This window comes from Streptomyces sp. NPDC033270 (assembly GCF_055576575.1).
This window is the reverse complement of sequence record NZ_JBVIRA010000008.1, coordinates 152,758-164,068: the sequence shown is the minus strand read 5'-3', so window position 1 is coordinate 164,068 and position 11,311 is coordinate 152,758. Positions and strand designations below refer to the sequence as shown.

At 77.2% G+C, this 11,311-nt stretch carries 6 protein-coding genes and 1 pseudogene; all 7 read left to right on the top strand.

Features of this window, described 5'->3' with window-relative positions; translation table 11 throughout:
* The 7 genes and pseudogenes from ACZ5XZ_RS14615 (at position 1) to ACZ5XZ_RS14585 (ending at position 11,302) form a co-directional block, all read left to right on the top strand.
* Positions 1–1,404: a protein phosphatase 2C domain-containing protein gene (locus ACZ5XZ_RS14615; RefSeq protein ID WP_468977732.1), complete on the top strand. Its 1,404-nt coding sequence runs from the start codon at positions 1–3 to the stop codon at positions 1,402–1,404.
* Positions 1,405–1,449: 45 nt separating this feature from the next.
* A pseudogene (locus ACZ5XZ_RS14610) lies at positions 1,450–1,635 on the top strand (hypothetical protein); the annotation flags it as partial.
* Between the two features lie 85 nt (positions 1,636–1,720).
* On the top strand, positions 1,721–3,325 hold the full coding sequence (locus ACZ5XZ_RS14605; protein WP_468977730.1) for an FHA domain-containing protein: 1,605 nt from the start codon (positions 1,721–1,723) through the stop codon (positions 3,323–3,325).
* Between the two features lie 122 nt (positions 3,326–3,447).
* A complete protein-coding gene (locus tag ACZ5XZ_RS14600; protein ID WP_384431150.1) occupies positions 3,448–3,852 on the top strand; it encodes a globin in 405 nt (134 codons plus the stop codon).
* Between the two features lie 169 nt (positions 3,853–4,021).
* Positions 4,022–7,423, top strand: coding sequence for an FtsX-like permease family protein (locus ACZ5XZ_RS14595; RefSeq protein ID WP_468977727.1), 3,402 nt, complete (start codon positions 4,022–4,024; stop codon positions 7,421–7,423).
* 49 nt (positions 7,424–7,472) lie between these two features.
* Entirely contained in the window at positions 7,473–10,202 is a 2,730-nt protein-coding gene (locus tag ACZ5XZ_RS14590) for an FtsX-like permease family protein (RefSeq protein WP_468977724.1), read from the top strand.
* Positions 10,199–11,302, top strand: coding sequence for an ABC transporter ATP-binding protein (locus ACZ5XZ_RS14585; RefSeq protein ID WP_468977723.1), 1,104 nt, complete (start codon positions 10,199–10,201; stop codon positions 11,300–11,302). Before ACZ5XZ_RS14590 ends, ACZ5XZ_RS14585 begins: the two co-directional genes overlap by 4 nt.
* Positions 11,303–11,311: the final 9 nt, after the last annotated feature.

Genomic DNA, 11,311 nt, shown 5'->3' with positions numbered 1-11,311 from the left:
ATGGGTGTGACTGGGCCGTCCCGGTGCGCGGGGTGCGAGGAACCCCTCGATGCGGGGGACAAGTTCTGCGGTCGGTGCGGCGCCGCTCTCCTGGCGCCGACCGCGCCGTCGGCGTACGGGGCCCCTCCGGGGCACGGGGCGCCCGCCGGGCCGCCGCCCGTACCACCGCTGCCGCCCATGCCGCCGGCGCCGCCCGTACCGCCTGCCCCCGCCGCGCCCGCCGGCCCGCCGCCTCCGGATCCGCAGACCCGGTTGCCGTTCGGTGACGACGCGCGGCAGACGCCGAACGCCCCGGCGGCGCCCGACGCCGCGAAGGCGGCGGACGCGCCGTCCGCCGACCCCCGCGTCGCCGGATACGAGGTGGTCGCCGACGCCGCCGCGGAAGCAGCCGCCGAGGCCGGCGCGCCGAGCGCACGGTCCGATGCGCCGAGCGCACCGGCGCCCGCCCCCGCCCAAGGCGCCCCCGCCCAGGGCACCCCCACCCCGGACGGCCCCGCCTGCCCGGCGTGCCCGTCCGGTCCCGTGGACCCCAACGGCGACTGCGCGCGGTGCGGGCAGCCCCGGCCCCCCGCCCGCGACCACATGGAGAGCGAGCTGGCGGGCCTCGCGGCGGTCAGCGACCGGGGGCACCGGCACCACCGCAACGAGGACTTCTTCGCGCTGCGGGCCACCACGCTGCCGGACGGTACGCCCGCCGTGGCCGCGGTGGTCTGCGACGGCGTCTCCTCCGCGACGCGCCCGGACGACGCGTCCAAGGCGGCGTCGGAGGCCGCGGGCGAGGCGCTGCTGGCGTCGCTGCCGCGCGGTACGCACCCCCAGCAGGCCATGCACGAGGCCGTCCTGGCGGCCTCCGCCGCGGTCGACTCGCTGGCCGCCGACCCGTCCCTGGCGCATGACGAGCACCGTCAGCAGAACGCCCCGGCCTGCACCTTCGTCGGCGCGGTGGTCGGCGGCGGGCTGCTGACCGTCGGCTGGGTCGGCGACAGCCGCGCCTACTGGATCCCCGACGACCGCACGGCGCCGCCCGTACGGCTCACCGAGGACGACTCCTGGGCCGCCCAGATGGTCGCCAACCACCTGATGACCGAGGCCGAGGCGAACGCCGACGAGCGCGCGCACGCCATCACCGGCTGGCTCGGCGCCGACGCGTACGAGGTCGAGCCGCACACCGCGACGTTCAAGCCGGACGGCCCCGGCCTCGTGGTGGTGTGCACGGACGGGCTGTGGAACTACGCCGAGTCCGCGGAGCAGATGGCCGCGGTACTGCCCCACGACGCCCCCACCAGGCCCCTGCACGGCGCCCGCACGCTGGTCACCCACGCCCTCGACGGCGGCGGGCACGACAACGTAACAGTGGCGCTGGTCCCGTTCCCCGCGCCGTCAATGCGGGCAGGATCGGCCTGACCGGACCAAAACCGAACGAGTCGGCCGATGTCTCTCGCGCGGGCGGCGCAACCGGGTCGCGGGGGACAGCGCGCCGGCACCCGGGGGAACGGGGAGTCGGCGAAACTCCTTGCGAAGGTGGTGGGCGTCGCCGACGGGGCGACCGGTACTGTGCGACTGAAGGCGAAGGTCGCCGAGGCGGACGAGATGACTCTTCAAACGCCCTCGACAAGCACCCTTCGCAGCGAGAAACAGCCACAAAGAATCACAGTCAGTACCGACACAATCAGTACCGAGCAGTGCCCCAAAGAAACGGTACGGAGGGGGAAATACCGACATGCCGACCTGCCCGAGCGGCCACCAGTCGGTGGCCGAAGACTGGTGCGAGGTGTGCGGCCAGCGGATGGCGGGTGCTGTCCCCCCGCCGCCCTCCCTGCCTGCCGGCTTCCTGAACACACCGCCCGGCCAGCCCGGCCCGCCACCGGGTCAGGCCGGACCGCCGCCCGGCGGCCCTGGCCCCGGCCCCGCCCCCGGCGGCATGGGTCCCGGCGCTCCTGACGCGCAGGGCGGCCAGGGCGGCTACGGCTTCCCGCCCCCCGCACCCGGTCCCGGCCAACCCGGCCCCGGCACGCAGGGCGGCCAGGACGGTTACGGCTTCCCGCCCCCCGCACCCGGCCCCGGCCAACCAGACCCCGGCCAGGGCGGCCAGGGCGGCTACGGCTTCCCGCCGCCCGCGCCCGGCCCCGGCCCCGGCCAGCCCGGTCCCGGCCAGCAGGCCCAGCCCGAGCTGTGCCCGCAGTGCCGTACCCCGCGTGCGGCGATGGCGCCGTTCTGCGAGGAGTGCCGCTACAACTTCCTCACCAACTCCCCGATGTCCTACGCCCCGGCGCAGGGTCAGCAGCCGGGTCCGCCGCCCGGTATGCCCGGCCCCGGCGGCCAGGGCGGCGGCTACGGCTTCCCGCCGCCCGCACCGGGCCCCGGCCAGCCCGGACCCGGTACGCAGGGCGGCCAGGGCGGTTACGGCTTCCCGCCGCCGCAGCCCCAGCAGCCGCAGCCCCCGCAGCAGGACATGGCGCCGCCCGGCTTCCCCGACCAGCCCGGCCCCGGCGGCTTCCCGGGCCAGCCCGGCCCCGGTGGTTTCCCCGGCCAGCCCGGCCCGCCGCCCGGCATGCCCGGTCCCGGCCCGGCCGGCCAGCCCGGCCCGCCGCCGCAGGGCGTCGACGACTGGACGCTGAACCCGCCGAGCGCCCAGGCCGCGCCCCCGCCCATGGCGCCGCCCCCGCCGCCCGCACCCGGCCCGCAGGCCCCGTTCGAGCAGCAGCCGCCCGCGCCGTTCCCGCCGCAGCAGCCGGCGCCGTACGAGCAGCAGCAGGCCCCGTACGGGCAGCAGCAGGCTCCGTACGAGCAGCAGCCGCAGCCCCCGTTCGAGCAGCAGCAGATGCCGCCACAGCAGGGGCCCGGGCCGGACCAGCAGTGGAGCGGCGGCCCCGGTCAGGGTCCCGCGGCACCGCCGCAGGGTCCGCAGCCGGTCGTCGGCGCCGGCTGGGTGGTGGCGGTCGCGCCGGACCGTGAGTACTTCATGGCGATGATGGGCCGCAGCGGCCCGGAGGCGGCGGGGCTCAACCTGCCCTCGTACTCCCCCGAGCAGGTGCTCCCGCTCGCCAACGGCCAGGTCGCGGTCGGCCGTCGACGCAACAGCACCGGCGAGTCCCCGGACATCGACCTGGGCAGTGCGCCGGAGGACCCGGGCGTCTCGCACCAGCACGCCCTGCTGGTGCAGCAGCAGGACGGCAGCTGGGCCGTGGTGGACCAGAACTCCACCAACGGCACGACGATCAACCTCGGCGAGGACCCGATCCAGCCCTATGTGCCGGTGCCGCTCCATGAGGGCGACCGGGTGCACGTCGGCGCCTGGACGACGCTGACCGTCCGCCGGGGCTGACCCGCCGGCCGCACACCAGGCGAACGCGGGGCGTGATCAACTGATCACGCCCCGCTCCCTTTTGCGGCATCGGATCGTCCTACGACCGAAGTCCTAGCCCGGGCGTCTGCCACCATGGACGGGTGAACAAGATTCCGCGCGGCACGCTTCAGGAGCAGACCTTCTACGAGCAGGTCGGTGGCGAGGAGACCTTCCGCCGCCTGGTGCACCGCTTCTACCAGGGAGTCGCCGAGGACCCGCTGCTGCGGCCGATGTACCCGGAGGAGGATCTGGGTCCGGCCGAGGAGCGCCTCGCGCTCTTCCTCATGCAGTACTGGGGCGGCCCCCGTACGTACAGCGACGGCCGTGGGCACCCCCGGCTGCGGATGCGGCACGCCCCGTTCACCGTCGACCGGGCCGCGCACGACGCCTGGCTGCGGCACATGCGCGACGCCGTGGACTCCCTCGGGCTGTCCGAGGAACACCAGACGCAGCTGTGGAACTACCTCACGTATGCGGCCGCCTCGATGATCAACTCCGCGGACTGAGGAACGCGTCACATCGGGCGGCCCCCGCGCGCCCGACCGCCCGGCCCCGTCACGATCCGGTCAAGGACTCCCGCAATCCGCTCACCGGACACCGCACACTCTGGCAGCATCCGTTCATCTGTTTGGTGCTGTGGGTGGGGTGGGTGCTGCGAGCCTGGCAGGGGGGACCATGGCCGGCTTCGTCTTGGCGCGGGTGCGGGCGCACCGTCTGCTGCTGGCCGCCGCGCTGGTGTCGGTGCTGCTGACCACCACGGTGCTGGCGACGCTCACCGCCTTCTCCGACGCGGTCGGGGACGCCGGGCTGCGCACGACCCTGCGCACGCGCTCGGCGGCGGCCGCCGCGCTCCAGGTGAAGGCCCAACTGCCCGCGGAACAACGGGGGCAGGCCGACCGCGCGGTGCACACGGGAGCCCGGCGGGCCTTCGGCGGTCTGCCGTTCACGGTGCGCACACTGACCCGCTCCGGGCCGTACGCGCTGCCCCGCTCGCTCCGGCCACCGCGGGCCCGTAAGGGCGATCCCGATCTGACCCACCTCGCGGCCCTGGACCGCTCCCGCCTCACGCTCACCAAGGGGAGCTGGCCCGCGCCCGCCGCACACGGGCCGCTGCCGATCGCCGTGCCCGAGGCCGCGGCCGCCCGGCTCGGGACCGGGCCCGGCCGGCGGCTGACCCTCGACAACCGGCTGTCCGGGCCCGCCCGCCTGACGGTCGAGGTCACCGGCGTCTACCGGCCCAAGGACCGCACCGACCCGTACTGGAAGCTCGACGACCTCGGCGGTCGCGGGGTGCGCACCCTGGACTTCACCACGTACGGTCCGATGCTCGCCGATCCGGCGGCGTTCCGTGGCGGACCGCTGGTGCAGGACTCGGCCGGCTGGCTCGCCACCGCCGACTTCCGCTCGCTGACCGCGGACCGGCTGGACGCGCTGCGCGCCGCCGCCGGACGGGCCCCCAAGGCGCTGATGGCCGATCCGGCGTTCGGGGGCCGGGCCACCGCCACCACCGATCTGCCCGACGCGCTGGGGCAGTTGCAGCGGGCGCTGCTGGTGAACCGCTCGACGATCCTGATCGTCGCGCTGCAGCTGATCCTGCTCGCCGGGTACGCGCTGCTGCTGGTCGCCCGGATGCTGAGCAGCGAGCGGACCGGCGAGACGGCGCTGCTGCGGGCCCGCGGCGGCTCCCGGCGGCGGATCGCGGGGCTGGCCCTGGCCGAGTCGCTGCTGCTCGCCGCCCCGGCCGCGCTCGGCGCGCCGCTGCTGGCCGGCCCGCTGATGCACCTGCTGGCCGGCGGCGGAGCGCTGGCCCGTATCGGGCTGCCGCTGGACACCCGGCTCACCGCCGCGACCTGGCTGACGGGGGTCGGCGTGGCCCTGGGCTGCGCGCTCGCGGTCGCCGCGCCCGCGCTGCTGCACGGCGGGGGCGACGGTCCGCCGCGGCGGCGGGCGCTGCCCGGCGCCCTCGGGGGCTCCCCCGGGCGGACGGAGTGGCGGGCCTGGGGAAGGACGGGCGCGGACCTCGGGCTGCTGGTGCTGGCCGGGGTCGCGTACTGGCAGCTTCAGCGGCGGACCGCGGGCGGCGACGGGCCGGACGGCGGCGGCAGCGGCGGCGGGGTGCTGACCGGCGACACCGCCGGCCGGCTCGGTATCGATCCCGTCCTGGTGGCCGCCCCGGCGCTGGCGCTGCTCGCCGGAACGGTGCTGACGCTGCGGCTGCTGCCCCTCGCCGCCCGGTTCGCCGAGCGGGGCGCGGCCCGCGGCCGGGGCCTGGCCACGGCCCTGGCCGGCTGGCAGATCAGCCGCCGCCCCCACCGCGGCGCGGGCCCGGTGCTGCTTCTGGTGCTGGCCACCGCGCTGGGCATGCTGGCGATCGGTCAGCGCGCGTCCTGGGACCGCTCGCAGGACGACCAGGCCGACTTCCGGGCGGGCGCGGCGGTGCGTGTACTGGCCGGCAGGACACCGCAGTGGGGACAGGGCGGGGCGTATGCGACGGTGCCGGGGGTGGCCGCGGCGCTGCCCGCCGGGCAGGCCGCCTTGAACCTGTCGGGCGGCCGGACCTCCTCGCTGCTCGCCCTGGACGCCCGGGGGTCGGTGGGGGCGCTGCTGCCGCGCGGCGACCTGATGGGCGGCGGTCCCGACGACAGGTCGGGCCGGGCCGCGGACCGGGTACTGCGGGCGGTGGCACCGCACGACGGCACACCGGTCGGCCTCGAACTCCCCGCGGACACCGACCGCTTACGGCTGACCGTCACTCTGCGCTCCCTGAAGGAGCTGCCGTCCGGGCCGGACGCCACCGGGCACGGCACCGGGCCGGTGCCCGCCACCCTCTCCGCCCTCGTCACCGACCGCTTCGGCGCCCCGTCCACCCTGCCGCTCGGCACACTCGCCGCGGACGGCGCCCCGCACACCCTGGGCGCGGACCTCGCCGCCGCGGCCGGCGCCCCGGCGGGACGCCCGGCCGGCCCCCTGCGGCTGACCGGTCTGGTCGCCGACATGGAGCAGTCGGCCCTCTCCCACCGTCAGCGGCTGACCGTCACCGGCGCCCAGGCCGTCACCGCATCGGGCCGTCACCGCCCCGTGGCCGCGCCCGCCGCCCTGGCCTGGCGGGCGCAGATCACCGGCGGAAGCGGCTCCGCGGGCGAGGAGTCCGGGGGCGAGGCGGGCCGGGCCGAGGTGCCCGCGGGCGGTCTGCTGTCCCAGACGTACGACACCGGCGCCCGGCCGGACGCGTGGAGCGCCGCGGTGACGACGGTGCGGATCACCGCCGCACATCCGAAGCGGCCGCCGCTCGCCGCGGTCGCGACCGAGGCGTTTCTGCGCGACAGCGGCTCGAAGACCGGCGCCACCGTTGAAGTGCCGGTCAACGGGGAGCCGTTGAAGGCGCGGATCGTGGCGGCGGTGCGCGCACTGCCGGCCGGGGCGGACGGCGGTCCGGCCACCACCGGGCTGCTGGTGGACTTCGGCGCCGTCAACGAGGCGCTGGCCGATCGCGGTGCCGCGCCGCTGACCGCGACCGAGTGGTGGCTGCGCCCTGAGCCGGGTGCAGCTGCGAAGGCCGCGAGCGCGCTGCGGGCCCGCCCGGACATCGATCCGGGCCAGGTCCTGGTCCGGGACGAGATCGCCCGGCAGCTGCACGACGATCCGCTGGGGCTCGGCCCGCAGACGGCGCTGATGGCCGCGGCGGCGGTCGCGGTGGCGCTGGCGGCGGTCGGCTTCGCGGTCAGCGCCGCCGGGTCGGTCCGCGAACGGGCCAGGGAGTTCGCCGTGTTGCGGGCCCTGGGTGCGCCGCGCCCGCAGCTGGCCCGGATGATCGCCGCCGAGCAGGGCGTGCTGATCGCGCTTGCGCTGACCGTCGGCGTGGCGCTGGGGACGGTGCTCACCCGGGCGGTGGTCCCGCTGGTCGTGCTGACCCAGGAGGCGGGCCGCCCGGTGCCGCCGGTACTGGTGGAGTTGCCGCCGGGCCAGGTGGTCGCGCTGCTGGCGGCGGTCGCCGCGGTGCCGCTGCTGATCGTCGCGGCCCTCGGGCTGCGCCGCGGCGACCCGGTACGGGCCCTGCGCAGCCAAGGAGCAGCGTGATGAGGACGAGCACGGGGACGGGGACACGGCGGCCGGTGGGTGAGGGCCGGTGAACGCGCTCACCTGGACGGCCTGGCTGCGCGTCCGGCTGCGGACGTCGCGCGCGGCGGCGACGGCGCTGGGGGCGCTGGTGCTGGTGACGGCGTTCCTGGCGGCCGCCTTCCCGCGCGGGGTCGAGGCGTACGAGACGCGCGGGGTGCGCCATGCGATCGGCTCGGCGCCGCCCGGCGACCGGACGGTGGAGATCTCCGTCTCGCCAGCCGATGTGCCCGGCACCGACCCGGCGGCCGCCTTCGCCGCGGCCGAGGCCGACCGCCAGGACCGGGCGCTCCAACGGCAGTTCGCCGCCCCGCTGCGGATCACGGCGGGCGACGGCGTCCACGGTGTCCGCACCACCAAGCCGCTGACCGCACACGATCCCCGGCTGCCCCGGCCGGACGGCGTCGCCCCCGCCCTCTCGCTCCGGGCGGTATCCGGTCTCGCCCGGCACGCCACGCCCACCAAGGGCCGGCTGCCGCGGGGCGCGGCCCCCGGAGCGCACACCCTGGAGGCGGCGGTGACCGTCGCCACCGCGCGGACGCTGGCCCTGCGCGTCGGCAGCGAACTGCATCTGGACGACCTGACCCTGCGGATCTCGGGTCTGCTCACCCCGCGTGCCCCGGACAGCGCGTACTGGGCCGTGGACCCGGTGCTGACCGCCGCCCGCAGGGACGTGTCCCCGGGGCCGCCGTCGAAGAGGTTCTGGCACGCCGGTCTGCTGCTGGCGCCCCAGGACGGCCCGGCGCTGCTGTCCACCGAGGGCGCACCGGAGAAGTTCTGGCGCTACCCGGTCGACGTGAGCACACTGACCGCCCAGGACGCTCCGCTGCTGCACGCCCGGCTGCTCTCCCTCGAACACGGCGCGGCGCTCGCCCGGCTGCGCGCGGTGGCGGGCGGCGGCGCGCTGGTCGACAGCTCGGTGGACGGCCTGCTGGACGGCTTTGCCCGGTCGCGGACGGCGATCGCACCGGTCATCGCGGTGGCCGCGGCCGGGATCGGCACCGTCGCCTGCGTCGTCCTGCTGATGTCCGGTGCGCTGACGGCGGCCCGGCGGCGGCCGGAGCTGGCGCTGCTGCGGGCCCGCGGCGCCTCGCTGGCCTCGCTGACCGGGCAACTGGCGGCGGAGACCGCCGTGGTGGCGCTGCCCGCGGCGGCGGCCGGCGGCGGGCTGGCGCTGGCGCTGCTGCCCGGCGAGGGGGTCTGGCCCTCGCTGGCGGCGGCGGCCGGGGCCGCTCTGCTGGGCACGCTCGCCCTGCCGCTGCGGGCCGCCGCCGCCCACCGGCGCCCGCGCCCCACCGAACGCGCCGACCTGGCGCACGCCCGCCCCTCCCGGCGCCGTACGGTCGCCGAACTGACCGTGCTGGTACTGGCGGCCGGCGCGGTGGTGGCGCTGCGCCGCCGCGGCACGGCGGCCGGCGGCGGGGTGGACGCCCTGGTCAGCGCCGCCCCGGTACTCGTCGGCGTGATCGCCGCGCTGCTGCTGATGCGGCTCTATCCGCTCCCGCTGCGGCTGGCCGCCCGCCCCGCCGCCCGCGGCTCGGGGCTGACCGGCTTTCTCGCGCTGGCCCGCGCGGGCCGCGCGCCGGCCGCCGCCGGGCTGCCCCTGCTCGCGCTCCTGGTGGCGCTGACCACCGCGTCCTTCGGCGGCTCGGTGCTCGCGGGCATCGACGCGGCCCGCGACCACGCGGCGCTGACCGCGGTGGGCGCCGAGGCCCGCATCGTCGGTGACCGGCCCCTCCCCCGGGACCTCGGGCGCGCCGTCGCCAAGGTGCCGGGCGTCGAGGACGCGGTGGCGATACGGATCGCCGTCCAGGCCGCCGACGACGGTGGCCCGCCCCTCTACCTGGTCATCGCCGACGCCGAGGCGTACTCCCGGCTCGCCCGCGCCACCGGACTGGGCGCCTTCTCCGCCCGGGAGCTGGCCGACCCCGGCGGCGACCGGCCACTGCCGGCGATCGTCTCCCCCCGCGTCCTGGCCCGGTTCGGGCACGCCCCGATGGTGCTGCAGCCGGACTTCGGGCAACTCGTCGTCCGCCCCACGGCGGTGCGCGCCGACACCCCGGCCCAGCCCGGCGGCGACTTCGTCCTGATCAACGCGGAAAGCGTGGCGCGCCGCCACCCGGACACCTACGCCGAACCCGCCAACGGCCCCGCCGTCCTGCTGCTGTCCGGCCGCCGGCTGGACACCGAGGCGCTGCGCGCCACCGTCCGCGCGCACACCCCGGCGTCGCTGACCGCCCGGCTGGCGCTGCGCTCCGCCGAACGCGCGCGGCTCGCCGATCCGCCCCTCCAACAGGGCGCGCAGCGCCTGTACACCGCCGCCGTCGCGGCCGGCGCCGGATTCGCGTTGCTGGCCCTGCTCCTGGCGCGCCTCCAGGCCGCCCCGCAGCAGGCCCACCTGCTGTCCCGGCTGCGCGCGATGGGCCTGACACCCGCTCAGGGACGGCGTCTGATGGTCCTCGAAGCGCTGCCACCGGCGCTGCTGGCGGCGCTCGGCGGCGCGCTGGCCGGCGCCGCCACGATCCGGTTGCTGCGCCCCGGTATGGACCTCACCGCGCTCGCCCTGGCCGGGGCGACGGGGGACGCGCCGGACACCGTACGGCTGCAGTCCGATCCCGCGTCGCTGCTGCTGCCGTCGGCGGGCGTGGTGGCGCTGGCGCTGGCGGTGGCACTGGTCCAGGCCTGGCTGAGCGAACGGCGACGCGAGCGCACCGAGTGGAGAATGGGGGATCTGGGATGACCACACCGTCCGACCACGGCGAGGACGCCTCCGCGGCGGCTGGCGCCGGGGCGCCCGCAGGGCCGGCGAGCCTCGCCGAACTGGAGCGGCGCGCGGCGGCCCGGCGCCGACGCCCCGCCTACGGGCACGACGCGCTGATCGCCTGCGACCGGCTGGTACGGGTCTTCACCACCGACGGCGTCGAGGTGCAGGCCCTGCAGGGGCTCGATCTGCTGGTCGCCGAGGGCGAGTTGATGGCGCTGGTCGGCGCGTCCGGCAGCGGCAAGTCCACGCTCATGAACATTCTGGCCGGTCTGGACGTGCCGACCGCCGGCGCCGCCAAGGTCGCCGGCCGCGATCTGCTGACGATGGACGCCAGGGCCCGGCTGGGCTACCGCCGCGAGGTCGTCGGCTTCGTCTGGCAGCAGACCGCCCGCAACCTCCTGCCGTATCTGACCACGTTGCAGAACGTCACGCTGCCGATGCAGCTGAGCGGCGGCCGGCGCCGGGCGGCCCGTACGAAGGCCGCCGAGCAGCTGCTGTCGATGCTCTCCCTGGACCACTGCCGGGACCGCCGGCCGCACCAGCTCTCCGGCGGTGAGCAGCAGCGCACCGCCATCGCGGTGGCGCTGGCCAACACCCCGTCGGTACTGCTGGCCGACGAGCCGACCGGCGAGCTGGACTCGCACACCGCCGAGCAGGTCTTCACGGCCTTCCGCACCGCCAACGAGGAGCTGGGCACCACGATCGTGATCGTCACCCACGACCAGGCGGTGGCGAGCGAGGTGCGGCGCACGGTCGCGATCCGCGACGGCCGTACGTCGTCCGAGGTGCTGCGGCGCACCGAACGGGACGCCGCGACGGGCCGGGAGTCCCTGGTCGCCCGCGAATACGCGATGCTCGACCGCGCGGGCCGCCTCCAGCTGCCGGCCGAGTACACCGGCAGCCTGGGCATGGAGCATCGTGTCCTGCTGGAGCTGGAGAGCGACCACATCGGGGTGTGGCCGGACCGGCCGGCCCACGCGGGACGTGCGGAGGGGGATTCTGGGGAGGTGCCTGGTCAGGGACCTGGGCAGGCGCGGGATCCCGGGGGCGCTCGGCGCGCGGACCGGGATTCCTAGGAGCGGCGA

Excerpts from the sequence above, each read along its gene's own strand:
- ACZ5XZ_RS14615 (WP_468977732.1), top strand. The coding sequence starts at position 1 with ATGGGTGTGACTGGGCCGTCCCGGTGCGCGGGGTGCGAGGAACCCCTC.
- ACZ5XZ_RS14605 (WP_468977730.1), top strand. The coding sequence starts at position 1,721 with ATGCCGACCTGCCCGAGCGGCCACCAGTCGGTGGCCGAAGACTGGTGC.
- ACZ5XZ_RS14595 (WP_468977727.1), top strand. The coding sequence starts at position 4,022 with ATGGCCGGCTTCGTCTTGGCGCGGGTGCGGGCGCACCGTCTGCTGCTG.
- ACZ5XZ_RS14585 (WP_468977723.1), top strand. The coding sequence starts at position 10,199 with ATGACCACACCGTCCGACCACGGCGAGGACGCCTCCGCGGCGGCTGGC.